The organism is Helicobacter pylori (assembly GCF_030062585.1).
GTDB lineage: Bacteria > Campylobacterota > Campylobacteria > Campylobacterales > Helicobacteraceae > Helicobacter > Helicobacter pylori_CN.
In genome coordinates, this window is record NZ_CP071935.1 from 946086 (window position 1) to 965411 (window position 19326).

14 protein-coding genes and 4 pseudogenes are annotated in these 19326 nt (G+C 32.5%); 12 read left to right on the forward strand and 6 right to left on the reverse strand.

Annotated elements, in window-relative coordinates:
* Window positions 1-154 precede the first annotated feature (154 nt).
* The 7 genes and pseudogenes from J5F42_RS04465 to J5F42_RS04495 all read left to right on the forward strand — a co-directional run bounded on the left by J5F42_RS04465 (window position 155) and on the right by J5F42_RS04495 (window position 9245).
* Window positions 155-4846 (forward strand): SNF2-related protein, encoded by a 4692-nt coding sequence (locus J5F42_RS04465; protein WP_283491143.1) that lies wholly within the window; start codon window positions 155-157, stop codon window positions 4844-4846.
* A 325-nt stretch (window positions 4847-5171) separates the two neighbouring features.
* Window positions 5172-5423, forward strand: a complete 252-nt coding sequence (locus J5F42_RS04470; protein ID WP_097719816.1) for a hypothetical protein — start codon at window positions 5172-5174, stop codon at window positions 5421-5423.
* 68 nt (window positions 5424-5491) lie between these two features.
* On the forward strand, window positions 5492-5677 hold the full coding sequence (locus J5F42_RS04475) for a hypothetical protein (RefSeq protein ID WP_001909401.1): 186 nt from the start codon (window positions 5492-5494) through the stop codon (window positions 5675-5677).
* A complete protein-coding gene (locus tag J5F42_RS04480) occupies window positions 5674-5874 on the forward strand; it encodes a hypothetical protein (RefSeq protein WP_075650215.1) in 201 nt (66 codons plus the stop codon). The genes J5F42_RS04475 and J5F42_RS04480 overlap by 4 nt, the downstream gene beginning before the upstream one ends.
* A 12-nt stretch (window positions 5875-5886) precedes the next feature.
* Window positions 5887-7947, forward strand: coding sequence for a type IA DNA topoisomerase (locus tag J5F42_RS04485; protein ID WP_097699355.1), 2061 nt, complete (start codon window positions 5887-5889; stop codon window positions 7945-7947).
* A 54-nt stretch (window positions 7948-8001) separates the two neighbouring features.
* A complete protein-coding gene (locus J5F42_RS04490) occupies window positions 8002-8472 on the forward strand; it encodes a hypothetical protein (RefSeq protein ID WP_000965788.1) in 471 nt (156 codons plus the stop codon).
* A pseudogene (locus J5F42_RS04495) lies at window positions 8442-9245 on the forward strand (nucleotidyl transferase AbiEii/AbiGii toxin family protein). Before J5F42_RS04490 ends, J5F42_RS04495 begins: the two are co-directional and overlap by 31 nt.
* Window positions 9246-9318: 73 nt before the next feature.
* Here the strand turns inward: J5F42_RS04495 and J5F42_RS04500 are convergent.
* Genes J5F42_RS04500 through J5F42_RS04510 form a run of 3 tightly spaced genes read right to left on the reverse strand, consistent with a single transcriptional unit; the run spans window position 9319 to window position 11054 of the window.
* On the reverse strand, window positions 9319-9984 hold the full coding sequence (locus J5F42_RS04500) for a hypothetical protein (protein WP_000855664.1): 666 nt from the start codon (window positions 9982-9984) through the stop codon (window positions 9319-9321).
* A complete protein-coding gene (locus J5F42_RS04505) occupies window positions 9962-10339 on the reverse strand; it encodes a hypothetical protein (protein ID WP_097699357.1) in 378 nt (125 codons plus the stop codon). Before J5F42_RS04505 ends, J5F42_RS04500 begins: the two co-directional genes overlap by 23 nt.
* 46 nt (window positions 10340-10385) lie before the next feature.
* Window positions 10386-11054, reverse strand: a complete 669-nt coding sequence (locus J5F42_RS04510) for a ParA family protein (protein ID WP_097639550.1) — start codon at window positions 11052-11054, stop codon at window positions 10386-10388.
* Between the two features lie 637 nt (window positions 11055-11691).
* On the opposite strand from J5F42_RS04510, the gene J5F42_RS04515 reads away from it, so the two are divergent.
* Window positions 11692-11856 (forward strand): hypothetical protein, encoded by a 165-nt coding sequence (locus J5F42_RS04515; RefSeq protein WP_000189763.1) that lies wholly within the window; start codon window positions 11692-11694, stop codon window positions 11854-11856.
* A pseudogene (locus J5F42_RS04520) lies at window positions 11857-12078 on the forward strand (ArdC-like ssDNA-binding domain-containing protein); the annotation flags it as partial.
* Here the strand turns inward: J5F42_RS04520 and J5F42_RS04525 are convergent.
* A pseudogene (locus J5F42_RS04525) lies at window positions 12054-12353 on the reverse strand (hypothetical protein); the annotation flags it as partial. The pseudogenes J5F42_RS04520 and J5F42_RS04525 overlap by 25 nt on opposite strands.
* A gap of 220 nt (window positions 12354-12573) precedes the next feature.
* Between J5F42_RS04525 and J5F42_RS07900 the strand changes: the two are divergent.
* The 3 genes and pseudogenes from J5F42_RS07900 to J5F42_RS04540 all read left to right on the forward strand — a co-directional run bounded on the left by J5F42_RS07900 (window position 12574) and on the right by J5F42_RS04540 (window position 14413).
* A pseudogene (locus J5F42_RS07900) lies at window positions 12574-13255 on the forward strand (CAAX protease).
* 131 nt (window positions 13256-13386) lie between these two features.
* Window positions 13387-13638 carry a hypothetical protein gene (locus J5F42_RS04535; protein ID WP_000006537.1) on the forward strand — a complete coding sequence of 84 codons (252 nt, stop codon included), beginning with the start codon at window positions 13387-13389 and terminating at the stop codon, window positions 13636-13638.
* Window positions 13610-14413 (forward strand): nucleotidyl transferase AbiEii/AbiGii toxin family protein, encoded by an 804-nt coding sequence (locus J5F42_RS04540; RefSeq protein ID WP_097699923.1) that lies wholly within the window; start codon window positions 13610-13612, stop codon window positions 14411-14413. Before J5F42_RS04535 ends, J5F42_RS04540 begins: the two co-directional genes overlap by 29 nt.
* A gap of 316 nt (window positions 14414-14729) precedes the next feature.
* On the opposite strand, the gene J5F42_RS04545 is transcribed toward J5F42_RS04540, so the two are convergent.
* Complete coding sequence (locus J5F42_RS04545; RefSeq protein ID WP_097699673.1) at window positions 14730-15797, reverse strand: tyrosine-type recombinase/integrase; 1068 nt, start codon at window positions 15795-15797, stop codon at window positions 14730-14732.
* Window positions 15798-16949: 1152 nt separating this feature from the next.
* Entirely contained in the window at window positions 16950-18983 is a 2034-nt protein-coding gene (locus tag J5F42_RS04550; RefSeq protein ID WP_283491144.1) for a relaxase/mobilization nuclease domain-containing protein, read from the reverse strand.
* Window positions 18984-19326: the final 343 nt, after the last annotated feature.

Genomic DNA, 19326 nt, shown 5'->3' on the forward strand with positions numbered 1-19326 from the left:
TAGCCTAACGGCTAAGCACTTACATCTCCGCCCTAAAGGACGGAGTTTTTCGCACTAGTGGGATAAAGTTGGAAAGAATCATATCAATCTCAATGAACAAACCTTAAATGAATACTTTATCCACCACCCTGAAAACATTCTGGGGCGTTTGAGTTTGGAAAAAACCCGCTATAGCTTTGAAATCAATGGCGAACAAATTTATAAATACGAGTTGCAAGCTTTAGAGGATAAAAGCTTAGATTTATCCCAAGCGCTTAGCCAAGCGATAGAAAAATTGCCTAAAGGCGTCTATCAATACCATAAGACTACCCTTAAAACAGACGCTCTCATCATTGATGCCAATAACGAACGCTATCAAGAAGTTCAAAAGCTAATCAAAAATTTAGAAAGGGGAGAATTAGTCAAGTGGGATAATCTTTATTTCCAACTAGAACAAAATAATGAAATGGGCATCTTTTTAAAACCCACTAAAATCAACTCTAAAGTCCAAGATTCACGACTAAAAGCCTATTTTAAGATTAAAGACGCTTTGAATGATTTAACGAGCGCGGAATTAAGCCCCTTAAGCTCTGATTTTGAGCTAGAAAGTAAAAGAGTTAGGCTCAATCTTGTTTATGATGAATTTGTCAAGAAATTTGGCTATCTCAATGAGAATAAAAATCGTAAGGACATCAAACAAGATTTGTATGGCGCTAAAGTCTTAGGATTAGAAAAAGACTTTGAAAAAGAAATCACCCCTAGAAGTGCCAAAATGCAAAACATAGAGCCAAGGCAAGCTCAAGCTAAAAAAGCTCAAATCTTTTTTGAAAGGACTTTAAACCCTAAAAAAGAACTTATTATCACTAACGCTAAAGAGGCATTAATTGCAAGCACCAATCAAAAAGGGGGTTTGAATTTGCATTTCATTAGAGATCATTTCGCAACCCAAAGCTTAGAAACCACCATTAAAGAACTTTTAGAGCAAAAACTGATTTATAAAGACCACAAGGATAATGGCGACTACATTTTGGCGAACGATTATTTGAGCGGCAATGTAAAAAGAAAACTCAAAGAAGTTAAAGAATCCATCAATCAAGGCGTGGAGGGATTAGAGGCTAATGTGAAAGATCTAGAGCTGATTATCCCTAAAGATTTGAAAGCCACTGAAATCATGGCTAATATCAACAGCCCTTGGATACCCACTCAGTATTTAGAAGAGTTTTTAATGGAATTGAGCGCTAACCATTATGAAAAGCAATACGGCGATAAAATGACAGATTACCAACTAGGCAATCTCAAAGAAGACATCAAAGTAGAACACCTAAGCGGTGCTTATGAAGTTTTTGTTAGAAACAATGAATTAAACGAGCTTTATGGTATCAGGCATAAAGACAAACCGCATTCTTATAAAGCGCCTTTTGAAAGCCTTTTAAATAAAGTCTTAAACAACAAGGATTTGAGCGTTAAATACGCCCAAGTTGATCCTAATGACCCTAAAAAAGAAATCTTTATCACTGATGAAGAGCAAAGCAATCTCGCTAGACAAAAAGCAGAAGAATTGAAAGAAGCTTTTAAAGACTGGATTTATAAGGATTATACAAGAAGAACCCATTTAGAGCGAATCTATAATGACACTTTCAACAATTCTGTTTTAAAAACCTATGATGGCTCGCGATTAGAGCTAGAGGGCTTTAACCACCATATCAGCTTGCGCCCCCACCAAAAGAACGCTATTTTTAGAACCATCCAAGACAGGGCGGTGTGTTTAGACCATCAGGTTGGAGCAGGCAAGACTTTGTGCGCTATAGCCAGTTGCATGGAACAAAAACGCATGGGGTTAGTGAATAAAACGCTCATTGCCGTGCCTAACCATTTAACCAAGCAATGGGGCGATGAATTTTATAAGGCTTACCCTAACGCTAATGTGTTAGTTGTTGATAGCAAGGACATCACTGAAAAAGAAAGAGAGCTTTTATTCAATCAAATCGCTAACAACAATTATGACGCTGTGATTATCGCGCACACCCATTTGGAATTATTGTCTAACCCTAGAGGAATCATAGAAGAATTGAAAGAAGAAGAGCTAGTGAATGCCGAAAAAAACTTTGAAAGGCAAGAACTGGCTTATAAAAATAACCCTAGAGAAACTAAAAAACCCAATGAAAGAGCCTTTAAAAACAAGCTGGATAAAATCCGTGCTAAATACGATGCGATTTTAGAAAAACAAGGCTCTCATATTGATATTAGTCAAATGGGGATTGACAATTTGATTGTGGATGAAGCCCACTTATTCAAAAATCTAGCCTTTGAAACTTCTATGGAAAAAATTGCAGGGCTTGGTAACCAACAAGGCTCTAATCGCGCCAGAGATTTGTTTATTAAAACGCGCTACTTGCATCAAAACAATAAGAAAATCATGTTTTTAACCGGCACGCCTATAGCTAATTCCTTGAGTGAAATGTATCACTTGCAACGCTACCTGACCCCTGATGTGTTGAAAGAAAGAGGGTTAGAATTCTTTGATGATTGGGCTAAGACTTATGGGGAAGTGGTGAATGATTTTGAATTAGACACTTCCGCTCAAAGTTATAAAATGGTTAATCGCTTTTCTAAATTTAGCGATGTGCAAGGCTTAAGCACCATGTATAGAGCTTTTGCGGATATTGTCTCCAATGATGATATTTTAAAGCATAACCCCCACTTTGTGCCTAAAGTGTATGGGGATAAACCTATCAATGTGGTGGTGAAAAGAAGCGAAGAAGTGGCTCAATTTATTGGCGTGGCTTTAGAAAATGGCAAATATAATGAAGGCTCTATCATTGATAGGATGCAAAAATGCGAGGGCAAGAAAAGCAAAAAAGGGCAAGACAATATCCTTTCTTGCACCACAGACGCTAGAAAAGTGGCTCTGGATTACCGCTTGATTGACCCTAACGCTAAAGTAGAAAAAGAATTTTCTAAAAGCTATGCTATGGCAAAAAATATCTATGAGAATTATTTAGAAACTAATGCCACTAAAGGCACACAACTTGGTTTCATAGGTCTATCCACACCCAAAACCCATAGCCAAAAAGTGAGTTTAGAAGTGCTAAATAACGCTCATGAGATAGAAAATAAAAATCCCCTAGATGAAGCTCAAGAACTTTTAGAGAGCTTGTCTAGTTATGATGAAAATGGCAATCTTATCGCTCCTAGCAAGAAAGAATTAGAAAACGAACTCAAAGAGAAAGAGGCTAAAAGCGTCAATTTAGATGAAGAACTAGCTAAAGGTTCTAAGTTTGATGTTTATAGCGATGTTTTAAGGCATTTAGTCCAAATGGGTATCCAACAAAATGAAATCGCTTTCATCCATGACGCTAAAACCGAAGAACAAAAGCAGGATTTGTTCAAAAAGATTAATCGTGGCGAAGTCAGGGTATTATTGGGCAGTCCCGCTAAAATGGGCGTAGGCACTAATGTGCAAGAAAGATTAGTCGCTATGCATGAATTAGATTGCCCATGGAGACCTGATGAATTGTTGCAAATGGAAGGGCGTGGGATAAGACAAGGCAATATTTTACACCAAAACGATCCTGAAAATTTTAGAATGAAAATCTATCGCTACGCCACTGAAAAAACTTATGATAGCCGTATGTGGCAAATCATAGAGACTAAATCTAAAGGCATAGAGCAATTTAGAAACGCGCACAAATTAGGCTTGAATGAATTAGAAGACTTTAATATGGGGAGTTCTAATGCGAGCGAGATGAAAGCAGAAGCAACAGGTAATCCCTTGATTATTGAAGAAGTCAAATTGAGAGCTGAAATCAAAAACGAAGAAGCAAAATACAAAGCTTTCAATAAAGAAAATTACTTCAATGAAGAGAATTTGAAAAACAATTCTTCTAAATTGGATTATCTTAAACAGGAATTGAAAGATTTAGAAACGCTTCAAAGCTCTGTAATGATCCCCACTCATACAGAGATCAAGCTCTATGATTTGAAAAATGAAGAGAGTAAGGATTATGAGCTTATCAAAGTTAAAGAAGTAGAGCCTTTAAAAGAAAACGCCTCTATGAGTGAAGAATTAACGCACAAAAAACTCAAAGAACAAAACAAGCAAATAGCCGAACAAAATAAAGAAAAGCTAGACGCTATTAAAAAGCAATTTGCAAGCAATTTGAACGACTTGTTTTTCAATGAGGAAAGAGATTGTAAGCTTTTAGAATACAAGGGCTTTGTGGTGAATGCTTATAAAACTAAGTATCAAGTGGAGTTTAGTTTAAACCCTAAAGACAATCCCAATATTGCCTATAGCCCTAGCAATATGGTTTATAAAAACGATACTGCCAACATGTTTAGCTCTTATAATTTCTGCGGCGAGATTAAATTTGATGGGTTTTTAAAAAGATTGGATAACGCTATCACTAAACTCCCTGAAAAAATCAAGGAATTAGAAAACTCCATTAAAATCACTCAAGAAAATATCGCTAAATACACAAGATTAGTGGAGCAAAAACTTCCTTACCCACGACTAGAATACTTGCAAACTTTAAAATGGGATCATAAAACTCTAATAGATGATTTAGCTAAAATGAGCAAAGACAGAGATTATAGGCCTATGTTCAACCCTAAATCTAAAGAAGTCTTAGAGAAAATGAACGCTGAAAAAAGAGCGAGTTTAGTGGATGAGAGGGAAGAGCAAGGGGTTAAGGGGAACACAAAGAGCCATGATGAAATAGAGCCAGCTACAGAACAAGTGATTGAAAAAGAAATAGAAAAAGGAGCTGAAATTATCTATTCTAAGGAAGTTGCAACCACTAATAATGTTGATTACTACGAGAACGAACAAGAAGTGGAAATTACTAAATCAATGGGTAGAAGATGAGAAAGCAGTCTAACAAACTCTTTAGTTTTTTAAATGGCATTAAGTGGCGTGATTTACGCCTTATTATGCGAGTAGTCAAGCTAGTGAAACGATTAGCTAAGTTTAAATAAGGGGAAAACAATGTTTGAATTAGGATTTTTTCTATTCTTAGGCTTTATATTATCAATTCTATCTACTTGTATAAAGCCCTAAATAGCACCAAACAATCTCAAGAAGATTTTATGAATAAGCATAGCGAATTATTAGAAAGCTTGCTTGATGATGTAAGCGAGTGCAAAAAGAGATTAGAAATCTTAGAACAAAAATCAATTAAGGAGTTAAAGCAATGAATTACGATGTTTTAATGGGATTTTTAGCACTAATCTTGCTAATTCTTTGGTATGCCTATGGATTAAGGCAATATCTTAAATTAAAAGATAAGAATAAGAGATTAAAAGAGAAATTACAACGCTGTAATTGTAATATTAAAATTCCCAGTATTCTTGAAATGGCGCATAAACCTATCATTATAGATATTAAGGGGGAATTGCTACCACATCTTACAGAGAGTTATAGAAAATCAAAATTTAAGGAGTAATAACAATGAACAATACAGAAATAAAGCGTAGCAAATAGGCTAACGAAAAAATGGAGTTAATTAAGAAATTGGAAAAAGAAAGCGAAGTTTTAAAGAAAGATTTACAACAACATTCAAACGAGCTTTTTAAAATGTTGATTATTGATAATGAAGATTTGTTTAAAGAGCAATTTGAGATTATGTTTAAAGCATGGGTTGAAATCGTAAAAATGATGTTTGAATTAACCAAAAAACCAAATTTGATGGCGAAATGATTGGCTACACAGAAGAACTTTTAACCTTTTTAGTTAGAGATTTTTTTAATGGGATTTTTAAATCCAAAGTAATACCTAAAATGCCTATTTTTTGCGGTGATGTTAAATGCGAAGATTTTAATGCCCTAAGAAGTTTAGTTTATCTTTCTGTGCTTGAGTTGGAAGAAACGATAAATCCTAATAAAATCCCATTTTAAAGGAGCAATCAAATGAATAACAGCGTCATCATTATTGAAAGTCCTAATAAGGTAGCTAAGATTAGAGAAATCATAGGAGCTAAGGTCTTTGCTACCATAGGGCATTTTATGCAACTTAAAAGCTATGATGAAAGTAATGGCTTTAAGCCGACTTTTGATTATGACCAAGAAAAGAAAAAACATATTTTTGAGATGATAGAGGCGTGTAAAAACAAAAAGGTTTATATCGCCACTGACCCTGATAGAGAGGGCTATGCTATAGGCTATATGTTTTATCAAAAAATCAAAAATGTAGCTAGTTCTATTTATAGGGCGGAATTTTTTGAAATCACACCAAGTGGGATTAACAAGGGCTTACAAAACGCCCTTTTATTTGAAAACACCAATAAGCAAATGTATCAAAGCGCTTTAGCAAGACGAGTTGCAGATATGCTCTTAGGTTTTACGCTATCCCCTTATTTAGGTAAGGCTTTAGGACAAATGAAAGGTAGTAGTGCTGGGCGAGTGCAAACCCCTTGTTTAAAACTCATTGTAGATAGAGACAGAGAGATTGAAAAATTTAAGGCTTTACCTGAAAATGAGAAAGTAAGCTATCAAATTCAAGCTAAGATTAACGATAGTGCTAACAGAGAAGTAACTATCAAGCATTGTGATGAAAAGGGCGAAGAGATTAAATTCAATGATAAAGAAGAGGCTTTAAAACTCTTTGAGAGCTTAAAGGATAATAAAGCTTGTCTTTTAAAGGATTTAAAAAACTCTGTTGTAGAGACTAAACCTAAAAAGCCCTTTATCACTTCTACGCTTTTAGAAAAAGCAAGTTCTATGCTTGGTTTAAGTATTAGCGAAGTGCAATCACTAGCTCAAAATCTCTTTGAGGCTGGACTGATTACTTACATTAGGACAGATGCGGAAAGTTTGAGCGTGGAGTTTTTAGATGAGACAGAGAGCTTTTATGCACCTATTTATAAGGACTTGTATTTAAAAAGAGAATACAAGGCTGGCAAGCAAAGCCAAGCAGAAGCCCATGAAGCAATTCGCATCACACACCCCCATACTACTGAAGATTTAGAAAGCATAGTCTATAATGCTAATATTACTAATCAAGACGCTTTAAAACTCTATCAACTCATTTTTGAAAGGACTATTGAAAGTCAAGGCAAGAATGCCATTTATGACAAGCAAGATTTGCTCTTTAAAATCAAAAACGAGTATTTTAAATGTTCTGTAAAGGGTTTAAAAAGTGCTGGATTTTTAGCAATGTTTTCTAAAAAAGAGCTAGAAAATGATGAAAGTAATGATGATAAAGACAATAAAGAAAAAGAACAAAACGCACAATTTAATCTAAAAATTGATGATGTGTTAAGTCTAAATGACTTAGTTTTAGCCACCATTAAAAGAAATGCCCCAAGTGCTTATAAAGAGGCAGATTTTGTCAAGCTTTTAGAAAACAAAGGCATAGGCAGACCTAGCACTTATGCGAGCTATTTGCCTACGCTTGTAAAAAGAGAATATATCAGCATTAGCCAAGATAAAAAACACATTATTACGCCTACACATAAGGGTAAAAGAGTGGTAGAAGTGTTTGAAAATGCTTATCAATTCATTATTGATTTGACCTATACTAAACAAATGGAAGAAGTGCTAGATGAGATTGTAGAAAATAAAAGCTCTTATGTGGATTTTATCAGCAATTTAAATTCTAAATGCCCTAAGATTGAAAAGCTAGAAAGAAATGATGATGAGATAAAACCTAGCAGTGAAGGACAAATCACTTATATAGAAAATATTTTAAGAGATTTGCAATTAAATTTAAGCGAAGAGTTTAAAAACTACAAAGAAGACAACAGAGTGGCTAAGGCGTTTTTAGACCGATACATTAAAGAGCATGAGTTTTTTAAGAAAAACAACAAAAAGGCTAGTAGCTCTAATAATGATGAAAATAGACCCGCTACGCCTAAACAAATTAGCCTTGCTGAGATGTTAGCTAAAAAGCATAATGTCAAGCTCCCCAAAGGATTTAAATATAGTATGAAAGTGTGTGGGGATTTTATCAATGAGTATCATAAGAAGTAGTAAGTGAAATTTTGCTAAACTAGAACCTAATTAAAACTAATGAGGGAGTTTAGCATGCTTTATATTCCACCCACTTCAAAAGAAGTCTATGTTAGCTCTATTGTGGCTTTAAATATCCATAGCCCACAAGGCACAGGAGATTGGCATAGTAGCTATGCTTTAATGGAGAATGCGTTTGATGATATAGGGGTTTATATCTATGGTGAAAAACAAGCCCATAATACTAATAAACTACTAGGCAATCTAGGCATTATAGATGGCACAGCAAGGCTCAATAAAATGGGCTATTACCCTAAACATACTCCCACTTATATTGCAGAGCATCCAAGAGCTTGTGTAGATTGTCTCTATGTTTCTGTATTGCAAACTGGAAAGCTAGGGGTTGTTATGCTAGATGAATGGTTTCCTAGTATTGAAGATAAAGAGAGTGTCTATGCTCTTATAGAAGTGATGAAACCCAAATTAAACAAGCAAGAAAGAGAGAATTTGGATAAATGGATAGCAAGAAACCCCATTATAGAGTGAGTTTAAGCGAACAAGCTCTTAATCATGAAAAACTGATGAGAGCCATTGTTAAAAATCTAGCCGACACCCCTATGGTATTAAAAGGCGGAACAGCTTTGTATCTAGGCTATGGCTTAAATCGTTTTTCAGAAGATTTAGACTTTGATTGTCATAAAAAAATCAATCTCTTAGGCAGAGTAAAGAGCGCTATTCCTAATGGCATTATCTTAAATGATATTCATATTAAAAAAGACACTGATAGTGTGGGGCGTTATATGGTGCGTTATGCTACCAAAGACAATAAAGAAGAACAAACTTTAAAATTAGAAATATCTTATAGAGACGCACCAAAAGAGAGCGAAGTCAATGTGATTGAGGGAATGCGAATTGCTAAAATAGAGCGTATTATTGATAACAAACTCTGTGCTTGCTTTGATGGGGAGCATATAAGAACTAAAGCTAGAGATTTATTTGATTTGCATTTTTTAGCCAAGCATTATGAAGAACATTTTAACTTAGATTTAGCAAGTCGCTTAAAAGATTTTAGCAAAGACCCTGATAAATTAGTGAGCGATTATTTAGTAGATATAAAACTAGATGCTTTATTAAATCAAATTATGGACTTAGAAGAAACAGCCCTAGAATTAGGGGTAATGGCTCAACTAATACATAAAAAACTTGAAAAACAATCTCATTCCCTTAATGCCTTGTAAGAGCAACAAGGCTATAGCAATAATGATAATAGCCTAGACAATTCTAATGAAAACACCTACACACCTAAGCGTAGGCGATAAGTAACCTTATTGAGTGGGTATTTGATAGTTTTTAGTTGTTTTGTCTTGTTAATTTAATTCTATTTAAAACTACTTAAATACCCTTGCTCTCTAAAATCTCTTTAAAACATTGTTGCAATTTTTTAGAAAATGACTCTTTTTCTTTGTCATAGTCTTTTCCTAAGCTGATATAAAGTGCGGTGTCTTTGTCTTTAAAGTCTTTGATTTCTTTTGTAGGTTTATAACTCAAAAATTCTCTAATCTCTTTAGCATAACCTTTTACTAAAACTTGCAATAAGTCAATGTCATAAGAAAATTTATCTTTAAGGACATTTTGGGCGATTTCTATTAAGCACTCATCATAGATTTCTACACTTTCATTAAACACTTCTTCTACATCACTTTCTTTAATACCATTTAAAAATAGATAGTAATTAAAGAGCCTATCTTCTTTTTCTTCATTTAGCCATTCTAAATCATCTTCATATTCTTCTTCATCTATAGGTTTAAAATCACTAGGAATAGTGCTTTCATAATCAATAGGACTAAACTTACACATCAAGCGTGAAATAAGAATTTTAGGGGCATTCTCATTGCTTATCTTAGCAAACACCATATTGGCTAAGATATTAGCTAAGATTAACTTCTCTACTAAACTAGCTTGGCTGATTTCTTGTTCTAATGTATCCTTAAACTTTAAAGGGGTGTCTTTATAGATTATCTTATGCGTAAAAAATTCATTCAAGTTCATTGTTTTCATTATTGCCCTTTTCTTTGTTTTGTAATCTTTCTAGTTGCTTTAAAAGCTTTTGCTCTTGGGTGTTTTTTCTGTGTTTTAAATGTCTAATAAGCGCCTCTTCAATAAAAGTGCTTCGTGTCTCTTTAAATGAGCCAAATTCTAGCAAAAATTCATCAAGTTCTTTTATCACACAAGGACTAAAGGCAATGTTAAAGCTCTTTTTCTTATCTTCATCTAACAAGCTTTTTTTACGCCCCCTTTTTTTAGGGATTTTTACTTCCTTTGTGCTAGGCTCTTTTTTTAGGGGGGTATCTTGGGCTTGTTCTTCTTGTTCTTCAAACTTCTTTTCTAGCTCATCAATTTGTTGTAAATCCATACTTGTATGCTCCTTATTGTGTTTATTTTTGTGCTTTTTAACTCTTCTAAAACGCATGTCTTTTCTCTTTTTCTAAATGGCTTTTTAATTCGTTGTGAAAATTAACCCACTCATTGATAGCCTTTCTATCGCTGTATTCTATGACCCCTAAGCCTTCGCTTACACTGCGCTTATAAACAATGCGCTCACTCAAAGAGCTTTCTAAAAGTGTAATCCTATCGCTAGGGTTATTTTCTTTAATAAACTCTATTAAGGCTTGTCTTTCTTTAAGGGTAGGAATAGTAGGCATTCTATTGATGACAATTAAGGCTCTTAGATTTTCATTAAGCTCTTGGAGTTGCTCAATTCTTTCTAGCATATTAGCTAAGACTTCAGTGTCTAATTGACTAGGAGTTGTTGGCACTAGCACAATATCACTTAAAAGCATAGCTTTTTGGGTTTCTTTGCTGTATTCCCCCTTAGTATCAATAAGGATATTTTCATACTTAGATACCATTTGCTTTAAAGTATCGCTAAAGCCACTACTACGATTAAATAAGCTAAAAGTGGGGCGTTCTTTTTCAGCACGAATTGTAGCAAAAGTTTCCATAGACTTTTGGCTATCTGTATCTAAAACAACCACTTCTTTATTGTCTTTGAGTAATTGCACGGCTAAGTTTAAACAAAGCGTGCTTTTACCACTGCCACCCTTTTCATTAGCAATGCAAATGGTCATGTTATTTTCCTTATTTTAGTTGTTTTAAAAGTATATCACAATTATATAGATTTTGAATTAACTTTAAACAATTTGATTGTTTAAGATTGTTTATATAAACATAGTAAATAATTAAACTTAGTAAGGGATAATAAAACTATGTTATTTAAAGAGTATTTAGTCTTTAATTTAATATTACAATGTTAAAAGAATTTATTCTTATTTAGCTTATATCATTAAACTATTAAGAAATTAAATTATCAATTAAATTTAAAGCATTTTAAGCGAACTTTCTCAAGAAATTCTAAGGTTTAATTTGTCTTTTTCATTTTTAAAAAAAGTTTTTTTAAACATTAAAAAGGAGCAAAAAACTATCATTTTAGCTTAAGATTAGCTTAAATTTTAACTTTTTTTCATTAAATTTTTAGGTTTATTTACTTTTCATTTACTTTTAGATTAAGTTACGCATTTTAGGGGGTTGCATGGTTTGAGCCTAAAAAATGTGTGCGTACACACTTGTGTTTTTTTCTTAAAAATAGCTTAAAAAGTGGCATATGTGTACGCACACACTTTGAAAAAGTAAATAAGTCAAGACCTTGATTTCCTTGTAATTTTAATGGCATTCTAAAAAGATTTTTTAAAAACAAGGACAGAAAAAATGACACAAGATTTTTTAGAACTTAAAGAGGGAAAATACCCTATGAATGAATGGCAAATGATAGAGTTTATGCAAATGGGAGTAGAGCCTAAAAGCGAACAAGAAACAAAAATAGAGTTAGAACATTCCTTAGAAAATGAAGTCAATAAAAACAAGGAGCATTAAATGAAAGCGTGGAATGAAATGGATATTAAAGAGCAAAAAGAGGTTTTTGCTAGGTTTTTAGCGAGCGAAATTGCTAAAAGTTTAGAATCTGGATTAGAGTTTAAGCCAAATAATAGAGCTTATAATGGTAATGCTGGCAATGCCTATAATGGCTTAAATTCTCTTATTTTAGATGCCAAGCAACATGAGAATGGCTATGAGAGTAATGTTTGGGCTTGTTTATGTTTTTCTTCTTCTACGCATTCAAAAATCTTTTCTCTAAATTCTTGCGGAAATTCTTTAGATAAATTCCAACCACTATTCAAGTATTGAGAGCCGTCCACCTTAGCATTACAGCTAGTCAGCGTATCTTCTTTGATATTGTGTAGTTTTACTCGTTTCAATAAGTCTTCATCGCTTAATAAAGGCTTTGCCATTAAGGGAGCAGTAGCACCTAGTAAAACCCCAGCTAATAAGCTTGTTTTTAAAGTTTTATTCAAACCATTTAATTTAATCATTTTTCTATTCCTTTTAACTTAACTTGAATTGTAATCATTATAGCATAGAAATTTAAAGAAATACTAATAACAATTAAATATTAAGTTATTTTGTATGTATTTAGTAGAATTTGGTTATTTTAATTACTCACTATATATTATCTTAACAAGTAATAACAATCTTTTATAACTAATTTTGTTTGTGTTATAATTTGGTTTAACAATTATTTTAAGAGACACTATGCAAGATTTACAAGATTTCAAGAATGATATTACACTCATTCTATCTAAAGACAGACTAGCCGCTTGTGATAGTCTAGAGCAATACAAAGAAAATTTGAAACTTATTTCTTTCATCACACCTAAAATCTCTAATTTAGAGATTTACTTACGCAACGCATTAGATTATTGTCTCACTCAAAATAAGGGGAGTGACTGGGTGTTTGATGAAAATTCTTTAATCCCCTTAATAGAAGAATTAAAAGACAAGAAAAAAGAAATCTCGCGTTCTTTAATCTTGTCTAAAATGTCTTTAGAAGTGGTGATTAGGCTTATCTTTTTTTACAAATTAGAGGGGGTAGCATTAGATTTGAGAGCCTATAGTCTTAAGGCTTATTACAAAGATAATAAGGATACTTTGCTTATTAAGGGTAGAAAACAACATCTTTCTAATTTATGCTAAAGCCTATATTGCTTTAAACTTACTATGGACAATTAGAAATCGTGCGTATCATTGGGAAAATTTACTAAAGCTAAGGGCAAACAACCGCCCACGCATTACAACACGCTTTATCAGAGAATTAGAAAAGCCTACAAGTAAAAGTTTTAACTTTGGTATCATGCCTAACAAAATTGTTTCATTTTTAGATGATTTAATCAAAAGTATTGGAAACAAAGACTTGGAAAAACTAAGTAGTCTATAAGCTATAAGAAAGTGGGCTTCGGTCAGCCCTACGAATGTAGGCGTATTATAGCTAAACAATCATTATGAGTCAAACCAAAACCAACACAAAATTTGCTAAACTACAATCAAATCAATTTAGGGAGGATAAAAATGTCATTTGCCCCTATGTTATTAGCTACAATCAATAACTCTATTGGCAATAAAGATAAGCATGTGAGTTTAGAGTATCTTATAGGGCTTTTTATGGATAAAAAAACAACTAATCTAAGCAATACTGACAAGTATATTATAGGCACAATTCAAACAGAGGCACTAGAGCAAGAAATAGAATGGTTTTCACAAGACTATCACATTCCTATGGAGAATATTTTACATGTCCTTTCTATCAATCCCTATCAATGAAAAGAGCCTTAGTTTTATCAAAAACAACTTTCAAGCTCAAATTCAAGCCCTAGAACAATTTTATCCCATTATTAAAAATGCTTTGAATTTAGGGCTTAATCCTAGTAGTATTAAGTTTGGAGGAGGCACAGCTTTGAGTATGTATTACTTCCAGCATAGATTAAGCTTTGATATTGATTTGTTTGTCAATGATACTCAATGTTTGGGATTTTTTAGCCCTAAATTATGGATAGATAATTGCAGTCATTTTGATAGCACAAGATACATAGACCAACATAATCATATAGGCGTAACGAATAAAGACAACATTAAAATAGATGTTTTAGTGGATTATGCTAGTAATGAGGGATATGTAGATAATTCTAAAAAGATTTTTGCTTTTGATATTTATATAGAAAGTTTAGAAAATATTATCGCTAAAAAGATTACTTTTAGAAAAACTGATAATAAAACAAGAGATATTTTTGATATAGCAGTGGCTTTGCATAATGACAATAATTTATTTGACAAGCTTTTAAGTTCTCAAAAAATAACTAAGCAAGACTTACTAACTCTTCAAAATTCTTTGCAAGAGTTAGATAAAAAGCGTTATAGCATAGAAATAGATATGGTAGAACCCATTTCACACTATAAAGACCTTTCTTTAAATGCTTATGATTTTTTAATAGACAAAATAGACCAAATTAAAACAGCGACTTACTCAAATTCCCATGACAACGCAGATGATTTAGACAATTCCAATGAATACACCCCCACACCTAAGCGTAGACGATAAACAATCTTGTTAAGTAGGTATTTAATAGCTTTAGTTAATCTATCAGTATTTAATAAAATTTAGTTATTTGTATTGTTAATCAAATATATTCTTAATGAGTAACAATAATCTATAATTACATTGTTTTTAGAATATTTTGTAATTTAAGCTAACTCTATAAAATCTCAATGATTTTAACAACCCTTATAAAACTAATCATTTTTAATTAGCAATAAAATATTAAATAGTTAATTAAAATTATCTAATGCTAGATTATTTATCTTAATAAGATTATTTAAACTAATTACACTAAACTACCTAATCAATTTTAACCACCTTACTTCTTGTTCTCTATCAAACTATCAAACACAAGAGCCACTTTCTTGTTATGCTCTTGTGTGGTATGAATATAAATCTTAGTAGAGAGTAAGGAGCTATGCCCTAACGCCCTTGAAGTTAAAACTAAGTCTTGGGTTTCTTGATAAATGAGTGTTGCAAAACTATGCCTAAATAGATGTAAGCCTGTGCCATATTGCTTATAGTGTTTGATTTGAGCTAGTTTAAAGATTAAGGGGATAAAGTTATAAAGCGTTAAAGAATTTTGTACTTTTTGTTTGTCTTCTTTAAAAAGATATGCCCCATTAAAATATTTTAGTCTATATTCATCACTAAGCCAAGCATTCAAGCTTGGTTCTAACAAACTCTTTTTAATATAAGCTTTTCTCTCTTTTCTACCTTTACCTTGAATTAAAATAGAGTAGTTTTGCTCTTCTACTTGAATGTGTTTTAATTCTATGTTTAACACTTCGCATTTTCTAAGTCCCCCAAGTATTACAATAAGTAGAATACACTTATTGCGTTTTTCAAAGCTTGTAGCTGGCTTATAGTCTAAGAGTGTTTTTAAAAAACTCTTTAAGTCTTTATCGTTTAAATGTCTGGGTAAGCTTTCTTTGGTCTTAGCAAAGGCTAGGTTTTTAAGCGTAAAATCAAAGCTATAACGCCTTTTTCTATCCAAATAATCAAAGAATTGTCTTAAATACATCACATACTTAGCCATAGAGCTGGGTTTTCTATTTTGAGCGAGTTCAAAGAGAAAGTTAATCACTTGCTCTTCGCTAAGCATTCTAAAACTTCTTAATTTGAGATTATCTTTAAAATAGTTAAAGAATAAAAACAAGCCTTGCATCATTATAGTGTGTTTAATGCCTTGATTATAAAGAATATGACAGAGTTGTTTTAATTGCTCTATATTATGACATTTTAAGATTTTATCTTGTGTGTCTAGGATTAAAGCCATATCCTTCACATCTTGAATGGGCGTGAAGTTTTTAGCCTTAGTGTATAAAAAGGCTTTGAGATTACAAAAGAGTTCTCTCTGAGATTTAGTGAGTTTGTTATGTGGCATATTGCTCCCTTATTAACATATAAAAAGAAATCTTAAAGAATGAGAGTTTTATGTTTTTTAGTTTGTTAGGTTCTAAAAGCGGTATTTTTAAAAATTTTGCATGGCTCCTTAGAGATTTGAAATTCCGCCTTTAAATCTAAATCTCTAAAAAGTTCCGCTTTTAACTAAGGCATAAAAGCAAAATTTCGCCCCCTTAAAAGTAAATAATCAAATACATAGTTATTTGCATTACTCACTAAATACAAAAATTGAATTTATCAACGATTAAATAGTTTTTGAAAGTAAGCTTTAAGCGCTTTTTAAGGTTAAGAAGTGCGTGTTTATGGGTATTAGATATGAAAGCGGAACTTAAGTTCCGTATAGTTATAAAGATATTAAGGGAAAGAAAGGTTTACCTTTCTTTCCTAACCTATTGAGTAAACATGTTATTAGTAAATATCATGTCATGAGGGGGATTTCTTTTTTTTAAAAAACTTGATTAAATTAGACAACTAGGAACTTGCTAAAGGAAAAAAAGAAAAATCAAAAAAAAACTTTTGATTAAAAGAGACAAACTGACTGAAAGAGCCATAAAGTTAGTTGTGGCTAGGTTTAGTTTAAGGAAAGTTTTTAATTTCTTTTATTGGTAAAAATAAGAACAAAATCAAAATAAAAGAAAAATAGGAATTACCTATCAATGACATGTTAGTTGTGGGAGGAATGATTAGTCAAGGCTTGTGTTATTTAAGTTAGGTTGTAAGCGGTTTGTCTCATTAGCATTTAGGATTAGAAAGGTTTTTGTTTAGAGTGTGTAGGGTTAAGGTTTGTTTCTAGCTCTTAGTATTAAAAGAGTTAAGTTTGATTTGATAGTAGGTTCAAGGGTTAGGTTTAAACTTGCTTTATGATTATGTTTAAGAAAACTTTAAGGTTTTAAATTTTTGCGTGCTACTTAAGAAAAATTTAAGCTCTACAAGGCGTTTTAAAGCGTTTTAGTTTTTAGGTTAATAGTTTGTCTTATCTTATGGCTTTATTTTGATTGTGGGGCATTTTAGAGTGCTTTATTTGTATATCTGTTTAAATAAGCTAATTTGTGAAAAGAACAAGAATAAACCCCTTTAATCAAAGGGTATATTCTTTATTAAGAACATTAAAGGCAATCATCGCTTGAGAGCATTATCTATTACGCCCTTTAGAGTTTGTGTTGTCATTTTGTTTTAATCCAGCATGAGCTTTAGGGTCATCATCAAGCTCATTAGAGTGCAAGGTGTTAGCTTGTTGTTTAGCTAATTCTCTAGCTTTTTCTCTTTCTAAACAAGCTTGATAATGCGCTTTGGCTTTTTCTTGCATGCGTTTGCCATGCTCTATCCAAGGCTCATCGTTATTAGGCTCTTTTGTGATAGCTTGAATTTCTTTTTGCTCTAGCTTAGTATCTTTAGCGTGTTCTAGGACTTTTTCAAGGTTTAGGTTGTCATAGTGGGTTAAAAACCTATTAGCTCCTATGATTTCATTACAAGTATAGAGAATATCCTTAGAAATTTTAGAAAATTGTTTAATTTGTTTGAGAAAGCCTTGTTTTTCTTTTGGAGACAATGAAGTTTCTCTATAATGTTTTAAAGATTTCACATAATGTTCTTTGGCTCTTTCAAACTCTTCTTCTTTTTGTTTTAAATCTTGTTCTAAAAAAAGTAATCTCTCTTTGGCTAATAAAAGCATGGTGTTTTGATAGTCTTGTAGTTGCTTACTCACTAGCTCATAAGTGTTATCATTAAGCTTGTAAGTGGGGGCATTTTGCTTAGTTTTAAAGCTCTCTAGCATGAATTGATATTTTCTAGCACTAAAATAAGCGTTTTTAAAAGTTTTGAGAGTGGGGCGTTTATCTTTAGAAAGTTCTAAGGCTTTGGCTAAAAGAATAGGATTAGTTAGAGTGTTGTATTGGGTGTTTTGCTTGGTTTTAACTTCATTTCTTAGCTGGGCTAATAGTAAGTGTGAGTTTTTATCTAAAAGGCGTTTGTCTAGGTGTTCAAGCTTATTTAAAAGCATTTCTTTTTTCTTTAAAACAGAATAGCCCTTAGTCTCTCTTTCAAAGTCTCTGTCTAAACCATTGAGAATAGCAAAATTCTTAAAGGCTGAATGGTTTTGTTTTTTATCTAATTCTTTTTGATAAAAGCCTAAGAGTTCGTATAGCTCGTGTTTGTTAGTGTTTTTTAAGTGTTCGCTTACTGGTTTTCTCTTATCTATCCTGTCAATATCTAGCTGTTCTTTTTCATCATCGCTTGTGTCTTTGTGATTAAACAGAGCGATTTTAAATTCAGAAATCTTTTGTTTTAAAGGGGTGCTGTGGTTATTTTGAATGTCTAGGGCTTTTGCTTTGTTTTTATATTTGAGTTCTTGTAAATACTCGCTTTGTAAAGCCTTGTTTAAGTCCCACTCATCTTGTGGGGATTTGATTTGTTCTAAGGCTTTTTCTTCTTTTTCCAAGTCTTGTAATTGTTGTTTGATATTGTCTAGCTCTTTAAGTTTTGGCTCATTGACATACAAGTATTCTTCACTCAATAAGTGGTCATTCAACCTATAAGCAAACTCACTTCTTAATTCATTAAAAAATTCTTTACAATCTTCATGCCCCTTAAAACGCAGTCTTCTTCGTGTGAGCTGATTAGTCTTATTGATAAAACAATGGATATGGGCATGGTCTTGATGAGCGTGTGGCACAAGGGCAAACTTGTATTCAGGCAATCTTATTTTTAAGCTCTCCCAAGTAGAATGTAAAAGCCCTTGCATTGTCTCTTCATCTGGCTTATCTTTGATGGAAAAAACTAAGTGCATAGTCTCGTTATAATCTTTAGTCAAATCAAAGTCATTGAGCCAACTCTCTAAGATGAATTGCTTATCGCATTCTAAAAACATTTCATTGTAAGCTGTTTCGCTATTTTCTAAAGCATAATTTAGGGCATTTTCTAAGTGGGAGCGTTTCATTTGCCCTATGTTTTTAATAAGCACAAGACTAGCTGTTTTTGTGCCAACTAAATTAGACTTAATAGACTTTGGACTAGAACTAAATTGATTGAACTTAATGAGCAATCTTTTATCTACTTTATCGCTATCACTAAATCTAGGCTTTTGCATATGCTTTAAAATATCATCTAAGAAAGATAAGTCCATAGGGCGACTATCTAGCTTAGTATCTAATATAGCCCTATCTAGCATACAAACCCTTTAAGACTTAACAACATTGCTAAATTTTTATCTAATTCGCACACTTTCAAGCTAAACTTCTTTCCCTTACTAACAAGGCATTTAAAACGCCCAAATTTTATTCAAGCTAACGCTGATTTAAGAGCTAGACTTTTGATTTTAAATCTAGCGATTCTTCAATTCTTTGTAGCATAGCACAAAGAATTGAAATTAGAACTAGAACTAAAAAGTGCAGGATAACACCATGTGTGCGTACACATATGGTTAAAACTTCATATTCAAGGGATTTGGAGCTAGATTCTTAAAAAATAAGGGTTTTTGCTAACTTTTTGCCTAAAAAGTTTTTAAAAAGTGC

Bases quoted from the DNA above. Each gene is read 5' to 3' on its own strand.
- J5F42_RS04535 (WP_000006537.1), top strand. From the start codon at position 13,387: ATGTCATTTGCCCCTATGTTATTAGCTACAATCAATAACTCTATTGGC.
- J5F42_RS04505 (WP_097699357.1), bottom strand. From the start codon at position 10,339: ATGGATTTACAACAAATTGATGAGCTAGAAAAGAAGTTTGAAGAACAA.
- J5F42_RS04470 (WP_097719816.1), top strand. From the start codon at position 5,172: ATGAATTACGATGTTTTAATGGGATTTTTAGCACTAATCTTGCTAATT.
- J5F42_RS04480 (WP_075650215.1), top strand. From the start codon at position 5,674: ATGATTGGCTACACAGAAGAACTTTTAACCTTTTTAGTTAGAGATTTT.
- J5F42_RS04550 (WP_283491144.1), bottom strand. From the start codon at position 18,983: ATGCTAGATAGGGCTATATTAGATACTAAGCTAGATAGTCGCCCTATG.
- J5F42_RS04515 (WP_000189763.1), top strand. From the start codon at position 11,692: ATGACACAAGATTTTTTAGAACTTAAAGAGGGAAAATACCCTATGAAT.
- J5F42_RS04485 (WP_097699355.1), top strand. From the start codon at position 5,887: ATGAATAACAGCGTCATCATTATTGAAAGTCCTAATAAGGTAGCTAAG.
- J5F42_RS04540 (WP_097699923.1), top strand. From the start codon at position 13,610: ATGTCCTTTCTATCAATCCCTATCAATGAAAAGAGCCTTAGTTTTATC.
- J5F42_RS04490 (WP_000965788.1), top strand. From the start codon at position 8,002: ATGCTTTATATTCCACCCACTTCAAAAGAAGTCTATGTTAGCTCTATT.
- J5F42_RS04500 (WP_000855664.1), bottom strand. From the start codon at position 9,984: ATGAAAACAATGAACTTGAATGAATTTTTTACGCATAAGATAATCTAT.
- J5F42_RS04510 (WP_097639550.1), bottom strand. From the start codon at position 11,054: ATGACCATTTGCATTGCTAATGAAAAGGGTGGCAGTGGTAAAAGCACG.
- J5F42_RS04545 (WP_097699673.1), bottom strand. From the start codon at position 15,797: ATGCCACATAACAAACTCACTAAATCTCAGAGAGAACTCTTTTGTAAT.